This is a genomic window from Mesorhizobium sp. WSM4847, assembly GCF_055811335.1.
In genome coordinates this window covers 543,192-560,355 of the sequence record NZ_JBVVPY010000001.1, presented here as the reverse complement: position 1 = coordinate 560,355, position 17,164 = coordinate 543,192, and the positions used below count along the sequence as shown (strand labels likewise).

General features: G+C 62.5%; 20 protein-coding genes. 17 read left to right on the top strand and 3 right to left on the bottom strand.

Annotated elements, in window-relative coordinates; translation table 11 throughout:
• Positions 1–3 precede the first annotated feature (3 nt).
• The 16 genes from AC0L28_RS02635 to AC0L28_RS02560 all read left to right on the top strand — a co-directional run bounded on the left by AC0L28_RS02635 (position 4) and on the right by AC0L28_RS02560 (position 15,205).
• Complete coding sequence (locus AC0L28_RS02635) at positions 4–1,065, top strand: glycosyltransferase family 4 protein (protein ID WP_473475356.1); 1,062 nt, start codon at positions 4–6, stop codon at positions 1,063–1,065.
• A 2-nt stretch (positions 1,066–1,067) separates the two neighbouring features.
• Positions 1,068–2,198, top strand: coding sequence for a CgeB family protein (locus tag AC0L28_RS02630; RefSeq protein ID WP_473475354.1), 1,131 nt, complete (start codon positions 1,068–1,070; stop codon positions 2,196–2,198).
• Positions 2,195–3,289, top strand: coding sequence for a CgeB family protein (locus AC0L28_RS02625; RefSeq protein ID WP_473475352.1), 1,095 nt, complete (start codon positions 2,195–2,197; stop codon positions 3,287–3,289). The genes AC0L28_RS02630 and AC0L28_RS02625 overlap by 4 nt, the downstream gene beginning before the upstream one ends.
• A complete protein-coding gene (locus AC0L28_RS02620; RefSeq protein ID WP_473475350.1) occupies positions 3,286–4,395 on the top strand; it encodes a CgeB family protein in 1,110 nt (369 codons plus the stop codon). The genes AC0L28_RS02625 and AC0L28_RS02620 overlap by 4 nt, the downstream gene beginning before the upstream one ends.
• A 23-nt stretch (positions 4,396–4,418) precedes the next feature.
• On the top strand, positions 4,419–5,465 hold the full coding sequence (locus tag AC0L28_RS02615; protein WP_023801260.1) for a UDP-glucuronic acid decarboxylase family protein: 1,047 nt from the start codon (positions 4,419–4,421) through the stop codon (positions 5,463–5,465).
• Between the two features lie 159 nt (positions 5,466–5,624).
• Positions 5,625–5,774, top strand: a complete 150-nt coding sequence (locus tag AC0L28_RS02610; protein ID WP_202363653.1) for a hypothetical protein — start codon at positions 5,625–5,627, stop codon at positions 5,772–5,774.
• Positions 5,775–5,937: 163 nt separating this feature from the next.
• Positions 5,938–7,041, top strand: coding sequence for an inositol-3-phosphate synthase (locus tag AC0L28_RS02605; protein WP_473475348.1), 1,104 nt, complete (start codon positions 5,938–5,940; stop codon positions 7,039–7,041).
• On the top strand, positions 7,038–7,634 hold the full coding sequence (locus AC0L28_RS02600) for a histidine phosphatase family protein (RefSeq protein ID WP_023801257.1): 597 nt from the start codon (positions 7,038–7,040) through the stop codon (positions 7,632–7,634). The genes AC0L28_RS02605 and AC0L28_RS02600 overlap by 4 nt, the downstream gene beginning before the upstream one ends.
• 13 nt (positions 7,635–7,647) lie before the next feature.
• Positions 7,648–8,763, top strand: a complete 1,116-nt coding sequence (locus AC0L28_RS02595) for a CgeB family protein (RefSeq protein WP_473475346.1) — start codon at positions 7,648–7,650, stop codon at positions 8,761–8,763.
• Positions 8,763–9,566, top strand: a complete 804-nt coding sequence (locus AC0L28_RS02590) for a sugar phosphate nucleotidyltransferase (RefSeq protein ID WP_023801255.1) — start codon at positions 8,763–8,765, stop codon at positions 9,564–9,566. Before AC0L28_RS02595 ends, AC0L28_RS02590 begins: the two co-directional genes overlap by 1 nt.
• 2 nt (positions 9,567–9,568) lie before the next feature.
• Positions 9,569–10,330 carry a TIGR04290 family methyltransferase gene (locus AC0L28_RS02585; RefSeq protein ID WP_473475344.1) on the top strand — a complete coding sequence of 254 codons (762 nt, stop codon included), beginning with the start codon at positions 9,569–9,571 and terminating at the stop codon, positions 10,328–10,330.
• Positions 10,323–11,255 carry a glycoside hydrolase 5 family protein gene (locus AC0L28_RS02580; RefSeq protein WP_287217076.1) on the top strand — a complete coding sequence of 311 codons (933 nt, stop codon included), beginning with the start codon at positions 10,323–10,325 and terminating at the stop codon, positions 11,253–11,255. Before AC0L28_RS02585 ends, AC0L28_RS02580 begins: the two co-directional genes overlap by 8 nt.
• 7 nt (positions 11,256–11,262) lie before the next feature.
• Positions 11,263–12,114 carry a PIG-L deacetylase family protein gene (locus AC0L28_RS02575; protein ID WP_128172222.1) on the top strand — a complete coding sequence of 284 codons (852 nt, stop codon included), beginning with the start codon at positions 11,263–11,265 and terminating at the stop codon, positions 12,112–12,114.
• The gene (locus tag AC0L28_RS02570) at positions 12,111–13,175 is read left to right on the top strand and encodes a glycosyltransferase (RefSeq protein WP_287175499.1); all 1,065 of its coding nucleotides are present in this window, start codon (positions 12,111–12,113) and stop codon (positions 13,173–13,175) included. Before AC0L28_RS02575 ends, AC0L28_RS02570 begins: the two co-directional genes overlap by 4 nt.
• Positions 13,176–13,184: 9 nt before the next feature.
• Complete coding sequence (locus AC0L28_RS02565) at positions 13,185–14,174, top strand: GNAT family N-acetyltransferase (RefSeq protein WP_128172221.1); 990 nt, start codon at positions 13,185–13,187, stop codon at positions 14,172–14,174.
• On the top strand, positions 14,132–15,205 hold the full coding sequence (locus AC0L28_RS02560; protein ID WP_473475342.1) for a class I SAM-dependent DNA methyltransferase: 1,074 nt from the start codon (positions 14,132–14,134) through the stop codon (positions 15,203–15,205). The genes AC0L28_RS02565 and AC0L28_RS02560 overlap by 43 nt, the downstream gene beginning before the upstream one ends.
• Here the strand turns inward: AC0L28_RS02560 and AC0L28_RS02555 are convergent.
• Complete coding sequence (locus tag AC0L28_RS02555) at positions 15,202–15,396, bottom strand: hypothetical protein (protein ID WP_473475340.1); 195 nt, start codon at positions 15,394–15,396, stop codon at positions 15,202–15,204. The genes AC0L28_RS02560 and AC0L28_RS02555 overlap by 4 nt on opposite strands.
• Positions 15,397–15,687: 291 nt before the next feature.
• Between AC0L28_RS02555 and AC0L28_RS02550 the strand changes: the two genes are divergently transcribed.
• Entirely contained in the window at positions 15,688–15,870 is a 183-nt protein-coding gene (locus AC0L28_RS02550) for a hypothetical protein (RefSeq protein ID WP_023801247.1), read from the top strand.
• Here AC0L28_RS02550 and AC0L28_RS02545 read toward each other — a convergent pair whose 3' ends face one another.
• Together AC0L28_RS02545 and AC0L28_RS02540 are read right to left on the bottom strand one after the other, a co-directional pair.
• Positions 15,871–16,434: a sigma-70 family RNA polymerase sigma factor gene (locus tag AC0L28_RS02545; RefSeq protein ID WP_128245339.1), complete on the bottom strand. Its 564-nt coding sequence runs from the start codon at positions 16,432–16,434 to the stop codon at positions 15,871–15,873.
• A 143-nt stretch (positions 16,435–16,577) separates the two neighbouring features.
• Positions 16,578–17,129, bottom strand: a complete 552-nt coding sequence (locus tag AC0L28_RS02540) for a hypothetical protein (protein ID WP_245277670.1) — start codon at positions 17,127–17,129, stop codon at positions 16,578–16,580.
• Positions 17,130–17,164 lie beyond the last annotated feature (35 nt).

The window sequence follows — 17,164 nt, the reverse complement described above, 5'->3', positions numbered from 1 at the left end:
CTGATGACCGTTGATGCCGTCGGCGGCGTCTGGCGTTACGCGCTTGATCTGGCGCGGGAGTTGGCTCATGGCGGCGACAGCATCGTGCTCGCCGGGCTGGGCCCGGAACCGTCGGAGGAGCAGGCGAAGGAGGCACAGGCTTTCGCCGGCCTGACGTGGCTCAAGACACCGCCGGACTGGATGACCCGCAATGAGGACGATCTGGAAATGTTGCCGCAGGAACTGCGCGCGCTCGTTGGCGATTACGCGATCGACCTCGTCCATCTCAACGCGCCGACGCAGGCCGTGGGACTTGATCTGCCCTGCCCGGTCGTGGCGGTCTCGCACTCATGCGTCGTGACCTGGCTCCACGCCGTCAGGGGGCGGGCTGCGGACGGCGAATGGGCTTGGCAGAAGGACCGCAACAGACGCGGCTTCGATTGGGCCAATGCGGTAGTCGCACCCAGCCGCAGCCATGCCGAAATGCTCGAGGCCTGCTACGGGCCGATCGCCCGCCTGAGCGTTGTCAGCAACGGCACACGGCCGGGTCCAGAGGCAGAGCGACGCGAACCGGTGGTTCTCGCCGCCGCGCGCTGGTGGGACGAAGGAAAGAACGCAGCTACGCTGGACCAGGCAGCAGCGCTGACGAAATGGCCGGTCTTTGCTGCCGGGCCGATCGAGGGCGGCGATGGCCAACGCGTCAATTTCAGCAATGTCGTTGCTCTGGGCTCGGTCTGCCACGACGAGGTGCGTCGCTTGATGGCGCGGGCCGGCATCTTCGTATCGCCCTCCATTTATGAACCATTTGGCCTTGCCGCACTGGAGGCAGCGACGTCGGCGACACCTTTGGTGCTTGCCGACATCCCGAACTATCGCGAATTGTGGAATGGCGCGGCTTTGTTCTACGACGTCCACGATCCAGGCGATCTCGCCAGGTGCGTCGATTGTCTCTCTGACGATGCCCAACACAGGCGCCGGCTCGGCGAAGCCGCCGCACGCCGAGCGCGCAAGTTTTCACCAGCAAGGCAGGCGGCGGCCATGCACGACATCTACGATCGGGCCGCCCTGGCCGTTGCGGAACGCTGACAATGCGGTTCCTGTTCTATACCCATTCGGTCGTTTCCGACTGGAACCACGGCAACGCACATTTCCTGCGCGGCATCATGCGGGAGCTTGTTGCACGCGGGCACCAGGCGATCGCGCTGGAGCCAGCAGACGGCTGGAGCCGTTCGAACCTGCTGGCAGAGAAAGGGCCCTACGCGGTCGAGCGCTTCAGAAAAGATTTTCCGGAGCTGATATCGGTGACCTACGACGCGTCCTTCGACCATGAAGGCTGGATTGCCGACGCCGATGTGGTGATCGTCCACGAATGGACCGACCCGGAGGTTGTCGCGCGCATCGGCGGGGCCAAGGCGAATGGAGGCGGTTTCACGCTTCTGTTCCATGACACCCACCATCGCGCCGTGTCGGCGACGCAGGCGATCTCGGCCCTGCGGCTGGAGCATTATGACGGCGTGCTCGCCTTCGGCGAGGCGTTGCGGCAAAGCTATCTTCGCGCCGGCTGGGGCAAACGTGCCTTCACCTGGCACGAGGCGGCGGATGAGCGCCTGTTCAAGCCTCACCCGGAGATCGACCCGACTGCCGATCTGATCTGGATCGGCAACTGGGGCGATGACGAGCGCAGTGCCGAAATCAAGGAATTCCTGATCGATCCGGTGGAAGAACTTCGCCTGCGTGGCACTGTTCATGGCGTGCGCTATCCACGCGAAGCGCTCGCCGATCTTGCTGCCGCCGGCCTGGAATACGAAGGCTGGATTGCCAATGCCGACGTGCCCAAGGCATTCGCGGCCCACCGCGTTACCGTCCACATCCCGCGGCGCCCGTATCGGGAGAACCTGCCCGGCATCCCGACGATCCGCATGTTCGAGGCGCTCGCCTGTGGCATCCCGCTCGTGTCGGCGCCTTGGGCCGATGTCGAACAACTCTTCAGGCCAGGTATCGACTTTCTTTTCGCGCGCGACGGTTCCGAGATGTGCCGCCATCTTCGCGACGTGCTGGAGGATGCTGACCTGGCCGCCTCTCTGGTGAGATCCGGCCTCGAAACCATCGGGAGGCGACACACTTGCCGGCACCGGGCGGACGAGCTGTTCGACGTGCTCGCCGAATGCGGCAACCGCCAAGCCATCGATCGCATCGCCAAAGAGGAGACAGTCGCATGAAGATTGCATTTTATGGATCGAGCCTGCTGTCGTCCTATTGGAACGGCGCGGCGACTTATTACCGTGGATTGCTGAAGGCTCTTTCTCAACTTGGCTACGAGATCACGTTCTATGAACCGGACGTCTACGACCGGCAGAAGAACCGCGATATCGAGGCACCGGACTGGTGCAACGTCGTCATCTACGAGGCGACCCCGCATGCGCTGATGCAGGTGGCAGCAAGCGCAGGCGAAGCTGATATCGTCGTCAAGGCCAGCGGAGTCGGCTTCGAAGACGAGGCGCTGCTGCGCGCCGTACTCGACCACGCCCGGACGGAGGCGCTGACAGTGTTCTGGGATGTCGACGCACCGGCCACTCTGGGCCAATTGCGCGAGGAGCCGGATCACCCCCTGCACCGCGCGTTGCGGGAGATCGACCTTGTCCTCACCTATGGCGGCGGCGATCCGGTCGTCTGGGCCTATCGTGCGCTGGGGGCTGCCGAATGCGTGCCGATCTACAACGCCCTCGATCCCGAAACGCACCATCCGGTCGCGAAGGACAAGCGTTTCGCCTGCGACCTCGCCTTTCTCGGCAACCGCCTGCCGGACCGTGAAGCACGCGTCGAAGCCTTCTTCCTCGATCCGGCCAACCGTTCGGGCGATCAGCGTTTCCTGCTCGGCGGATCTGGTTGGGGTGACAAGCAGCTGCCGGCAAATGTCGCATGGCTCGGCCACGTCGGGACGCGGGACCACAATGCGTTCAACGTCACCCCCAAGGCGGTGCTGAACATCAGCCGCGACAGCATGGCCGCCAACGGCTTTTCGCCTGCCACGCGCGTCTTCGAGGCTGCCGGTGCCGGCGCATGCCTCATCACCGATGCCTGGCTCGGCGTCGAATTGTTCCTGGCCCCCGGGGAAGAGATCCTGGTGGCGCGCGATGGTAATGATGTCACTGAGATCTTGCGCACCCTCACCCCCCAGCGGGCAAGGGCGATCGGCGCATCTGCGCTTCGGCGTGTTCTCGCCGAGCATACCTATGCGTTAAGGGCCGCTGTCGCCGACGCTGTCTTCAGGCGTCATTTCGAGCGCCCCACCGTGGAGGCAGCGGAATGACCCAGCGGCTCGACATCGTCTTTCTTGGCCTGTCGTTGTCCTCTTCATGGGGAAACGGCCATGCCACGACCTTTAGGGGGTTGCTGAAGGGCCTGCACGAGCTCGGCCATCGCGTCACCTTCCTGGAGCGCGACGTGCCGTGGTATGCGAACCATCGCGATCTGCGCGACCCGGATTTCTGCATGTTGCGCTACTACGAAACGACGAACGATCTTCGTCGGACCTATGCCGGCTGTCTGCGACAGGCCGATGTCGTAGTGGTCGGGTCGTTCGTTCCGGAGGGGCGAGCCGTCATCGACATCGTCGCGTCCCTGTGCACGGGCCAGTTCTGCTTCTACGACATCGACACGCCGGTCACGCTGGCCAAGTTCGCCGCGGATGATTGCGACTACCTATGCCGGCGGCAGATCCCGTATTTCGACGTCTATTTCTCGTTCACCGGCGGGCCAACACTCGCCCGATTGGCGGCGGACTTCGGTGCACGGTGCGCCGAGCCGCTCTACTGCTCCGTCGACCCGGAGCGGCATCGCCGAACGGCCGATCCGATCTGCTGGGACCTTGGCTATCTCGGCACTTACAGCTCGGACCGGCAGGCGACGCTGGATGCTCTCCTGCTCGAACCGGCAAGACGCATGCCGGACCGTCGCTTCGTCGTGGCCGGCTCGCAATTCCCGTCCGAGACCGTCTGGCCAAGCAACGTCGATCGCATCGAGCACCTGCCGCCGGCGGACCACGCCTCGTTCTACAGCCGCCAGCGCTATACGTTGAACGTCACGCGCAGCTCCATGATAGCGGCTGGGTGGTCTCCCAGCGTACGCCTCTTCGAGGCGGCTGCCTGTGGCACAGCGATCATCAGCGATCGCTGGACCGGTCTGGACAGCTTCTTTCCGACAGCCACGATCAACACGGCGGGCCAAGCCGAAGACGTGATCGATATCCTGTCCAGCCAATCCGACCGCGTCAGGCTTGCTTTGGCCAAGCGAGCGCGTGCAACGATCCTGGCGGCACATACAAGCGCCGCGAGAGCCCGCGAATTCGTTTCGCTGCTGGCGCGGCCAAGATCGGCACGTCCAGCGCTCAATCTGAACATCGAAAGTGCAGCATGACTGGCAGACAGGAGAAAATAGAGATGCGGCAATCAAGAAGGACACAACGGACCAGAACGGCGCTTGTCGCCGGCGGCGCGGGTTTCCTCGGTTCGCATCTTTGCGAGACACTGCTTCAGGCCGGGTGCCGTGTGATCTGTGTCGACAATTTTCTTACCGGTCGGATGGAAAACATCGTCTCGATGCTGGACAGTCCTCGTTTCCGGCTGATCGAGCAGGATATTTGCCGACCATTGGACCTTGCTGAGCCGGTCGACCGCATTTTCAACCTGGCGTGCGCCGCATCGCCGCCGCGCTACCAGGCTGACCCGATTCACACCACGCGGACCTGCGTGATCGGAACCCTCAATCTACTTGAGCTTGCCGCCCGAAACAATGCGCGCCTCCTGCAGGCATCGACAAGCGAAGTGTATGGCGATCCGGAACAGCACCCGCAAACGGAAGACTATGTGGGTCACGTGAACTGCACCGGTCCTCGTGCCTGCTATGACGAGGGCAAGCGAACCGCCGAAACCTTGTGCTTCGACTATTTGAGAACCGAAACGGCCGACATCCGGGTCGCGCGCATCTTCAACACCTATGGTCCGCGGATGGATCCTGCCGACGGCCGGATCGTCTCGAACCTGGTGATGCAGGCGCTCGAGAAGAGACCGCTGACGATTTTCGGCGACGGGCTGCAGACCAGGTCGTTCTGCTACGTCTCCGATCTGGTCGAGGGTCTGGTCCGCCTCATGGATGTCGATCCCAATCCGAGCCAACCGGTCAATTTGGGCAATCCCGGGGAATTCACCGTTCTTCAACTGGCCGGATTGGTGAGGGATATGACCCACAGCAACTCGGCCTTCAAATTCCTGCCACTGCCGCAAGACGATCCTCGCCGGAGGCAACCGGACATTTCCCGTGCAAAAGCCCTTCTCGACTGGTCGCCAAAGGTGCCACTCAAGCAAGGCCTGATGCAGACGATCAGCTATTTCATGGAGCTCGAGGCCAGCCGTAACGAGGATCGAATCTCCCCAATGGCGACAAGCGTGAGGTCCGTTTCAGGCCGACTGCAAAACCTGCCGGCCTGAAGTCGGGGAGAGCTATGCCCTCGGGCATGGTGAGACTCCCGACAGGCGTCTTCACTTTTTCTCATTGTGGGAACATCCGGTCTAGCTCGCCGTTGGGCGAATATCGGCAGGGAGAACGGACCCGTGCATCGAAAACGATCCGCCAGGGACATCGAGCAAATGGCAGAACGAGAAGCGGCTGCCTTTCTGAGACGTGCCTCGATCACCTACCTCGAATGCTGTGTGAGCCTGATGATGACGCATCTTGAGCGCGAGGAAGTGGCCTCCATCCTGGAAAAAGAAGCGGATATGCTGCGAACGCTCGATTGAGGCTCGCGTCGCTCAGGCTTCGATCGGCCCAGGCAACGCAAAATACAGGGCGCAGCTTTGATCCGAATAGAGGTTGGTGATTTTTCCAGGTCGCAAGGAACATTCCTGGCAGCTGACAGTTCGGCGCGAGGAACTTACCTTCAACAGCGATGGCGGCAGTTTCGTGGGATCAAAAAAGGTACGGATTGGAATAGCCGGCGTCGGCAATTGCGCGTCTTCCCTTGTCCAGGGCCTCTCATATTATCGGGACGCCAGAGGCAATGAGCCGATACCGGGCCTGATGCATGCTGATCTTGGCGGCTATCATGTCGCCGATATCGAGGTGGTTTGTGCTTTCGACGTCGCCAAGGGCAAAGTTGGGCGTGATGTGGCGGAAGCCATATACAATGCGCCCAACAATACCTTCCGCTTTGCCGATGTTGCGGCAACCGGCGTTCGCGTCGAGCGCGGACCGACATTTGACGGCATCGGCAAATATCTGCGCGATGAGATCGAGGAGGCAGAAGAGCCGGTCGCGAATGTCAGCGCGCTGCTTCGGGAAAGCGGCGCCGACGTACTGGTCTCATATCTGCCGGTCGGCTCCGAAGAAGCCACGCGTTTTTATGCAGAGTGCGCGCTCGAGGCCGGCTGCGCCTTCGTCAACTGCATACCGGTCTTTATCGCATCGCGGCCGGAATGGCGCCGGCGCTTTGAACAGCGCGGTCTGCCGCTGGTCGGCGACGATATCAAAAGCCAGGTCGGCGCGACGATCGTCCACCGCTTGCTCGCCAATCTGTTCCGCGAGCGCGGCGTCCGCATCGACCGCACCTATCAGCTGAATTTCGGCGGCAACACCGATTTCCTCAACATGCTGGAGCGCGAGCGGCTGGAATCGAAGAAAATCTCCAAGACGCAATCCGTAGCCAGCCAGTTCGACGTTCCCCTGGAGGCCGGCAACATCCATGTCGGCCCCAGCGACCATGTGCCTTGGCTCACCGATCGAAAATGGGCCTACATCCGCGTGGAAGGCACGACGTTCGGCGGCATGCCGCTGAATGCAGAACTCAAATTGGAAGTATGGGATTCGCCCAACTCGGCCGGGGTCGTTATCGACGCTGTCCGTTGCGCCAAACTGGCGCTTGACCGCGGCATCGCGGGGGCGCTGACCGGCCCTTGCAGCTATTTCATGAAGTCGCCGCCCGAGCAGTTCACCGATGCCGAGGCACGCCTGCGCACGCTGTCTTTCATCGCCGGGAGGGACGAGCCGATGCTTGATGCCGCGGAATGACGACAACTTTCTTCTTGATCCGCCATGCGGCGCACGACAATGTCGGCGACTATCTTGCCGGACGCATGGCTGGAGTTTGTCTTGGCGAAACCGGCAGGGCACAAGCCTCGCGCCTGGCCAGCCACATGGCGGCGCGGCCGCTGGCGGCCATCTGTTGCAGCCCGCGCGAACGAACACTGGAAACCGCAAAACCGATCGCAATCGCCTGCAATCGCGAGAAGATTACAATCCGCCAGGAACTCGATGAGATCGACTTCGGCGCGTGGTCGGGCAAGACCTTCGAAGAGTTGAGCCAGGACGCCGACTGGCTGACGTGGAACAGTCAACGCCAGCAGGCGAGGACGCCCGGCGGCGAGACAATGCTGGACGTCCAGCAACGTGTCGTCTCGCTGATGCAGCAGCTTCGCAAACGCTACCAGAACCAGTCCGTGGCACTGGTCAGCCATGCCGACGTGATCAAAGCCGCCGTCTGCAAGGTGCTCGGCTTGCCGCTGGGAGACTGTTTTCGCTTCGATATCGACCCCGCTTCGATCACCACGGTCGTGTCCGGTGACTGGGGCTCCAAGCTGATCCGACTGAACGAAGCCGCCTGACGAGGACTGCCGGATGCGTATGGTCATTTTCGGTCTCACCGTCACCTCCTCGTGGGGAAACGGACACGCGACGCTGTGGCGCGGGCTGATCCGTGCGCTCGGTCGCCTGGGCTGGTCGGTCAGCTTTTTCGAACGCAATACCCCGTACTATGCCGGCGCACGCGATCTTGACCATCTCGATGGCGGCAATGTCGTTCTCTATCCGGAGTGGGAGGACATTCGCCATGTCGCGGAACAGGCTATCGGGGAATCCGACGTCGTCATCGTCACGTCCTATTGCCCCGACGCCGTGGAGGCATCGCGCCTGGCGCAGCAGGCCTGTCGCGGACTGAAGGTTTTCTACGATCTCGACACCCCGGTCACGCTCGCCCGGATAGAACAAGGTCTACGACCGGCCTATTACGGGCCCGAGGGCCTTCACGATTTCGACCTCGCCCTCAGTTATACGGGGGGAACCGCAATCGATGCGCTGAAAACGCTGCTGGGCGCCCGCCGAGTCTTGCCTCTCTACGGCCATGTCGATCCCGACCGACACCGGCCGGCCCAGCCCCGGGCTGAATTCGCCGGGGATTTGTCCTATCTCGGAACGTATGCGGCCGATCGCCAGGTCGGCGTCGAAAAGCTGCTGGTCCGCACGGCAGCGCGCATGCCGGACCGCCGTTTCGTCATCGGCGGCGCCCAATATCCGCATGAATTTCCGTGGAGCGAAAACATCTTCTTTGTCAGGCACCTTCCGCCTGCGGATCATCCGGCCTTCTTCTGCTCATCGCGCCTGACGCTGAACGTGACGCGCGAGGCGATGGCCAAGAGGGGCTGGTGTCCTTCGGGCAGGCTGTTCGAGGCGGCAGCCTGCGGCGCGGCGATCGTGAGCGACACCTGGCCCGGGCTGAGCAGCTTTTTCCAGCCCGGCAGCGAGATCATCCTGGCGGACAGCACCGACGACGTGGTCGCGGCAGTCGGCTTGCCTGACAGCGAAGTCGACGCCATCCGGCGCCGGGCGCGCGAGCGGGTGTTGGACGAACACACCTCTGCGCAGCGCGCCAGGGAACTGGACCGCCTCCTGTCCGATTCATTGCCGGGCTTGGGGCAGGGCTTGGCGGCGGGCGAGCCGTTGAAGGAAGCAATCTGATGTTGGGCATCGTGCCCGCCGCCGGCCGCGGCAGCCGCATTCAACCGCTCGGCTTCTCGAAGGAGCTCCTGCCGGTCGGCAGCCGGATCGACGGCCAGACCGAGCGTCCTTGCGCGGTGAGCGAGTATCTGGTGCGTCGCATGGTGCGCAACGGCGTCGACAAGATCTGCTTCGTCATCGGATCGGGAAAATCGGACATTCTCGAATACTACGCCGCCGGCTACGGCGACGCCGCCGCATTGTTTGTCGTGCAGCCCAACCCCGTCGGTCTTTGCGACGCGATCTTCCGCGCCGCGCCGCTGGTCGCGGCGGACGAGACGGTTCTGGTCGGCCTGCCGGACACGATCTGGTTTCCGGAAGATGGCTTTTGCCGCCTGCCGGACGACCGGCTGTCGTTTTTGCTCTTCCCAGTGGATCACCCGGAACTCTTCGATGCCGTCGTTCTCGACGGGGATGACCGGGTGAAGGAGATCCAGGTCAAGCAACAAGGCGCCGCATCGAACTGGATCTGGGGGGCGTTCAAGATGCCGGGCTGCATACTTCACCAGCTTGCCGCGCTTTGGCGCGAGCGGGATCAAAGCGACGAATATGTCGGCACCCTGATCAACGCCTATCTGGCGGCAGGCGGTGAGGCTTGCGGCGTCAAGGCAGGCACCGCCTATGTCGACGTCGGCACGTTCAACGGCTACCGCACGGCGCTTCGGCTGCTCGAGAACAACGACACTACGTTGGAGGACCCGAAAAACCTCATGTTCGTGCTGCCGGGGCAAGCAATACCAAGCCATCCAGGCGAAGGAGGCTAGCCATGCTGCATTCGAACGCCGAAATACGCCGCCGCATCGATGCCCTTGGCCCGTGGTTCCACAACATGGAGCTGGCGGGCGTCGAAACCGCCCCCGACCATTTCCTCGGCAACTACCCGCTGATCAAATGGCGCAAGTTCGCCGACGCCATTCCTGCCGATCTGTCCGGCAAGGCCGTGCTCGACATAGGCTGCAACGCCGGCTTCTACTCGATCGAGATGAAGCGACGCGGCGCCGGCCGCGTCCTCGGCATCGATTTCGATGAAGCCTATCTGGCGCAGGCGCGCTTCGCCGCCGAAATCGCGGACTGCGACATCGAATTCCAGCTGCTGTCGGTCTACGACGTTGGCGCCCTGCGGGAGAAATTCGACATCGTCCTGTTCATGGGCGTGCTGTATCACCTGCGCCACCCGCTGCTCGCTCTCGATCTGATCCGGGAGCACGTTTCCGGCGACTTGATGATCTTCCAGTCCATGCAGCGCGGCAGCATCGAACTGCCTGCGCTCGATGAGAATTATCCTTTCTGGACCCATGATCTGTTCGACCGGCCGGAGTTTCCGAAGCTGCATTTCGTCGAGCATCGCTATGCCGACGACCCCACCAACTGGTGGATTCCCAATCGCGCCTGCACAGAGGGGATGCTGCGCAGCGCCGGCTTCGAGATCGTGCTGCACCCGGAGCAAGAGGTTTATTTCTGCCGCGCCGCCGGTGAGCCGGCCGGCGGCGGCGCCGTCTACCCGTCGAAAGGACAACTTCATGATTGAAGCCGCGATGATCTGGAACGAGCCGAACAACAAATCCCATTGGGATCCCGAACTCGACCCCGACTGGAGCCGATTCGCCAACATGGCAATACTGGCCGCCGATGCGATCGCATCGGCAAACCCGGCCGTGACCAGGATACTGGGGGGCATTTCGCCGATCGATGCCGATTTCATGGCGCTCATGAAGCAATACGGGGTGCTCGATCATGTCGATGCCGTCGGTGTGCATGGCTTCCCACTCGACTGGAATCTCTGGCAGATTCAGGAATGGCCCCAGAAGATCGGCGAGATTTCGACCGTCACCGATCTTCCCGTATGGGTCAGCGAAGTTGGTGTGTCGAGCTTCGGGGCGGAGGAGGTCCAGCTCTGGGGTTTGCGTCGGAGCGCCGAACTCCTGCTCGGCAATGCCTCGCGCGTGCAATGGTACAGCCTCTACGATCTTCCGCGCGAATGGGGGGCAACGACGCGTCATCGCGAGGCCGAAGGCTCCTCCTACTATCGCCACTTCTACATGGGCCTGCTCCGCGAAGATGGCACGCCCAAACCCGCGCTCGAGGAATTCCTGCGTTACGCACCCGGGATGGGGCTGGTGCAATGGTTCCACTTTGAAGATCCCCGGCTGGACGACGCCGTCGCCTGGATGAAACGGCTGGGCGTCACCAATCTGCGCACCGGGCTTTCCTGGGCCGACAGTTTCAGGCCGAATGCGCTGGATTGGTACGACCGGCAGATGGAAGCACTTGCCGATTTCGACGTGACCATCACCTTCTGCTTCACGCCGGAGCACCGCGGAGTGATGCCGCATCACACCAGTCCGCCGCTGGTGCCGGAGGAATTTGCGGAGTTTTGCGCGACGATGACCCGCCGCTATGCTCCCGCCATGGCTGCCTCGCCGGTCAGAGCGGTGCGGGCTTCGGCAGCATGAGTGTGTCATGCAACACGCAGCTGACAGGTCCGGACCGCTTGCCGAATTCGCGGCCTTGTTGCTAGGTGCTGCTCCGCACCGCTCGGACGGTGCTGAGATCATGATCGTTGTCGCGCATCCGGACGACGAAACCATCGGCATCGGCGGGCATCTTGCCGGCTTGCGCGGATCTCGCATCGTTCATGTCACCGATGGCGCGCCGCGAGACCTTGAAGACGCGCGAGCATACGGCTTCGAGACGTGGCAGGACTATGCCGAGGCCCGCCATCGGGAGTTGGAGGCGGTGCTGGCGGCAGCGGGATTGCCGTCGACGGCCCTGATCAGCCTCGGTTATCCCGACAAGCAGGCCGCCGGAAATCTTGGCTCGCTCGCACGGGAACTGACCGGCCTTTTGGCCGAGCGCGATGTCAGCTTCGTCTGCACGCATCCTTATGAAGGTGGTCACCCCGATCATGACGCGACCGCCTTTGCCGTCCATGCGGCCTGCCATTTGCTGCGCCGCGACGGACGCCAGGCACCGGCCATCGTCGAAATGGCGTTCTATTCGGCCGGGCCTGAGGGTGCGGTCCTTCAGGATTTCAACAGTCATTCCGGCAGCGAGCGCATCGAATTGCACCTTACGGAAGCGGCTTTCGAACGGAAGCAGTGCATGCTGGCCTGCCACCGGACACAGCAACGGACGCTGGCGCCGTTCACGGCGCGCATCGAACGTTTCCGGGTGGCGCCTGCCTATGATTTCCTGGCGCTGCCGAACAGCGGCAGGCTTTATTACGAGGCGCTGCCCCTCGGCTTCGAGCCGGCGGTTTGGCTTCACGCCGCGGCCGCTGCGCATGAGGAGCTTGGGCTCGACCGGCCATGACCCTCACCGTCCTGAACGTCGCCTACCCTCTCGCGCCAGTCGGCCCGGATGCGGTTGGCGGTGCCGAGCAGGTGCTGTCGATGCTCGACCAGGCACTCGTGCGCGCGGGACACGCTTCCATCGTGATCGGTTGCCAGGGCTCGAAAGCGGCGGGCGTGCTCATCGAGACGCCTGCTGAACCAGGTGTGCTCGACGATGCGGCGAAGAAACGGGCACAGCGCTCTCACCGCACCGCGATAGAAGTCGCACGCGCCCGTTGGCCGATCGACGTGGTTCATCTGCACGGCATCGATTTTGATGCCTATCTGCCTGATGATGGCCCGACACTGGTAAGCCTGCACCTGCCGCTCGACTGGTATCCCGCCGATGCCTTGCGCACGGTCCGCGACGATCTATGGCTTCACGCCGTCTCGATGGCCCAACAGAGGACCGCGCCGCCGGGTGCCAGGCTGCTGGCACCCATTCCAAACGGCGTGGATATCGATGCGCTGAGCGGTCGGCAGTTCAAGCGCAACTTCGCGCTGGTGCTCAGCCGCATTTGCCCGGAAAAGGGCATCCACCTGGCACTGGACGCGGCCAAACAGGCTGGCGTGCGGCTGATCATCGGCGGCAAGGTCTACCCTTACGAAACGCACACGCTGTACTTTCGTGACGAAGTCCAGCCGCGCCTCGACCAGCGCCGCCGCTTCCTCGGTCCGCTCGGCTTCGTCGCGAAGCGGCACTTTCTCAACGCCGCCCGCTGCCTGGTCATTCCCAGCCTTGCCGCGGAAACCAGCTCGCTTGTCGCGATGGAGGCTCTCGCCTGCGGCACGCCGGTCGTCGCCTTTCCAAACGGTGCGCTGCCGGATGTGGTCGAACACGGCAAGACGGGCTTTCTGGTCAACGACATCCATGAGATGGCGGAGGCCATCGTCGCAGCCTCCGGCCTGGATGCCGAGACATGCCGGGCCGAGGCGCGGCGGCGCTTTTCGCTCGACCAAATGATTTCGTCTTACATGGACGCCTACCAGGCGCTGGCAGGGCTTGGTGCCGGCCGCAGGCGCCTGGCGGCGGTGCAGTGAGCGGCTTTCATGCTCCGCTCCGAGATCATCGACGATCCGGCCGCCTTTGAGGCGCTGGCGCCGCGCTGGCGGGAGCTGTGGGCGCACAGCCGGACAGCGACGCCGTTCCAAAGCCCCGCCTGGCTGGTGCCGTGGTGGCGCGCATTCGCGCCCGGAGAGTTGGCGACGATCGCCGTCTGGCGAGGCGACGATCTGGTGGGATTGGCACCGCTTTACCTGGAACACGCAACTTGCGGGTCGAGACTGCTTCCGGTTGGGATTTCGTTGAGCGACTACCTGGATGTCCTGTGTTGCCCCGGCATCGAAGCGGCTGTCGCCGCCGTCATCGCCGACCGGGTTCTGGCGATCAATTGGTCGCAATGGATCTTACCGGACCTGCCGGCCGGTGCTGCCGGTCTCACTATCGCGCACCCTGCGCTGGAGGCGGATCAACCCGTCGACCACGCCGCTTGTCCCGTGCTGCCGATCGCTGGCGACGATGCGCTCGCGGTCTGCATTCCGGCGCGGCGAAGACGCCAGTTGCGCCGCGCGCACAATGCCGCACGCCGGCGCGGCTGCGTCTCCATCATACCGGCGCAGGCCGATCTCAAAGCGTTTTTCGATCACCTGATCCGCCTTCACGGCGCGCGTTGGGCCGGGCGCGGCGACGGCGTCCTGGCCGATCCGGCTGCAGAAGAATTCCATCGGCAGGCGCTTCCCATGCTTGCCGCACAGGGTCTTGTCCGATGCTGGCTTGTTGCCATCGACGATGCGGTCGTCGGCGCCTATTACGGATTTCATCATCGCCACCGCGCCTACGCCTACCTTGGCGGTTTTGATCCGGCCTATGCCGAGGAAAGTCCCGGCGCAATCCTGATCGGTCACGCGATTGCCGAAGCGGCTCGTGAAGGGGCGCGGGAGTTCGATTTTCTGCGCGGCCAGGAGAGCTACAAGTATGGCTGGGGGGCCGTCGACCAATGGACAATGCGAAAGGTCTGGACGCGGAGCATGGCTCGATGAGCGCCACCGGACGAAAGCCATCGCCCCAGGCGGCATCGACCGCAAAAATGCTGATCGAGGAGTGCATGGCCGACGGCGCCTGCGTCGACGCCATCATTGCCAGACTGGCGCTGCGCTTCGAGACCGGGGTCGATGCCGCAGAATTGGCCGATGTGGCGCTGGAGATGCGTTCAGCCGACCTGCGAAAACGCGACAGACTGGAGCGGATCGCCGATCTGCTTCGTCACAGGCCTGACATCTTCACCACGCTGCGCCAAACAGGTGCCGCCGTCCGCCACGAACGCGACGAATGGGAAACTGACGCCGCGGTCGTCAGGCGGCTGGCCGCCGGCTTTGATGCCGCGGCGACGATTTCCCAGGCGGCGAGCGTTCAACTGTCTTCGCTGGGAGACGAGGAGAAACTCACCGCCGCCACAGACGAGATCGTCGCATGGTTGCAGCGGCAAGGCTTCACCGGCCCCGACCAGGAGATACTGGACATTGGTTGTGGCATCGGCCGCTTCGAAAGCGCGCTCTCGGATGCCGCGCACCGGATCGTCGGCATCGACATATCCCTGGAGATGATTTCGGTCGCTCGTCGGCGATGTGCCGGGCTGCGCAATGTGGATCTGCGGCCGACCTTTGGTCTCGATCTCGCCGATTTTACCAACGCAAGCTTCGATTGCGTGCTGGCTGTCGACAGCTTCCCCTACCTGGTGCTGGCTGGCCTGGCGGAGCGGTATTTCGAGGAAATTGCGCGTGTTCTGAAACCGTCAGGCGTGGCAGCACTTCTGAATTACTCCTATCGCGGATCGACGGCACTGGATCGTGCCGATGTTCACCGCCTCGCCGAAGCCCATGGCATGCAGGTCGTGGCTGACGGCGCGAAGCCGTTCCGGCTGTGGGACGGCAATGCCTTTCTTCTTGTGGCATCCGAGGGAACATTACGGCGCAATGATTGTTCGGGCGTCAAAGAGACGAGGGCGTCAATGAGACACGCGCACCAAACAGACAGGGCACCTGTGAGTGCCGACAATCCGAAGGAGGACTAGAAGGCATCCGGCGGCAAGATAGACATCACCTCTGCCGTCAAGATAAAGGCTCCGGCGGCCGGCGCGATGACCGATTTGGCCAAGGACAAGGTCAAAGAAACGTGGCTTTGCTTTGTCCAGCAGAGCCTGGGAAGCAGCACACCGAGCAACGCCGGCTCGATGGCAATCGGATCAACTCCGATCAGTATCACGCCGCAGATCGCTCTCCCAAGACTGACTGCTGCAACCGCAAACGCCAATCATGACCAGTGGCCAGTCGAGGTCACGAGAGTCGAAATGTCGAGCGCACCCGGCAACAGCGCCGGGAGGACCCGAGGTGAAAGCATAGGCTTCCCCGACGAGACCGGCAGCTTCGATACACAATGCTGTGCAAGGGACGGGCTGTGCAAGGGACGGCGCTGACTGTGAGGCCGCGCGAATCCTTGCAAACTCTGATTGCCGTCACCACACTGGTGAAGGGACTGATTCGTTAAGAGAACACTATGTCTCGCTCGAGCGACGATAGCATCAGCCCGAAACTCCGGCTGGCAATAGACCGGAAGATTGCATCTCTGCTGACTGCTATCGAGCAGGAAAAGGTCCCCGACCAGCTGACCGACCTTGCGGTTCAATTGCAGAATGCGCTTGTCGAGAAGCGTCGATGCAAAGCAAAGAAACAGGACTAGCTATCGGCGCCTGTCGACTGCGAAGTTTCCCTGTGCTGCTGACAGGTGATTGCGTCGTTCCACCAATGTCTGCAAGGAACTTTCGCCGAGGTATTCCAGCACGCTGGCACGCGCTCGGTTAAGACGGCTTTTTACCGTTCCCACCGCGCAACCGCATATTTCGGCAGTTTCTTCATAGCTGACGCCAAGGACCCCGATCAGCATCAGGACCTCGCGCTGATGCTCCGGCAACCTCTGGACCGCGTTGGCGACTTCCTTGCTCTGAACGGACCACTCCTGCGTCGCTTCCGTAATCGGGATTGCGGAGGCGCAGTCAAGCAGGCCCGGCTTTTCCCTGTCGGCGGCCTTGATGCGCGTATAATAGCTATTGCGCATGATGGTGAAGAGCCATGACTTCATACGCGTTCCAGGCTCAAACTTGTCGATGTTGGCGAGCCCTTTGGTCAATGTCTCCTGGACCAGGTCGTCGGCATCGTCGGGAACCCGGCAGAAGGTGCGGGCGAAGGCGCGCAAGGCAGGTATCAGGTCAACGATGGAAACGTCATCCGTTTCCTGGTTGGCCAAGGGGTAGCCCCTGGAGGACAATGGTCCAGCTCCCAGCAAGAAAGAGTTGATGAACGCAGACGCTAGCTAAATGCATGAAGGTTTGGATCGTTCCGGACATCGAAATAAGGTGCTGGAAAATCTCGGATTGGGCGGGCGGCCGTCTATGACCGGTCGTTGTTCTTGGCCGCCTCTTCCCGCTGCTTTTTCAGGACTTCGTCAGTCCCGACCAGCTTTTTCGCCCCGCCGGATATCGCTGTGGACACCACCGCCGGCGGGTCGCTCGCGGGAAAAGAATCCTCAAGCCCGGCCTGCAACTGGTCTTCCAGGGTCTTCGGCTCTTCCGACCGACCAGGCGTCCTTCGGGCTTCTGCTCCCTCCAGCGGCTGTTTCATGTCAGGCGAACTACTGACCTCGCGAACGCAGGCGTAAAGCTGTTCGATGGCAAATTCCTTCATTGTCTCGAAATCGGCCTTCTCATCGCGCATTGCCTCGATCTTATCGACCATGGTCTTCTCGAACCGGTCAAGGCTATCGCGTCCGCAAGCCTGGCAAAGACGCAACAATGCTTCGTGGAGCACTTTCGGACCAAAATAAGCAGACGCCTCGAGCTTGAGCCGCTGCAGATGCTCTGGAGTCACCGCCTGAAGTTTTGACATATGCAGCCCCTTTCGCCTGCCGAGCATATCAACGGCGTTGGTCGGCAGATGTTCCAATCACCCGCGACCGGGCTCGCTAAACGGGTCGCTCG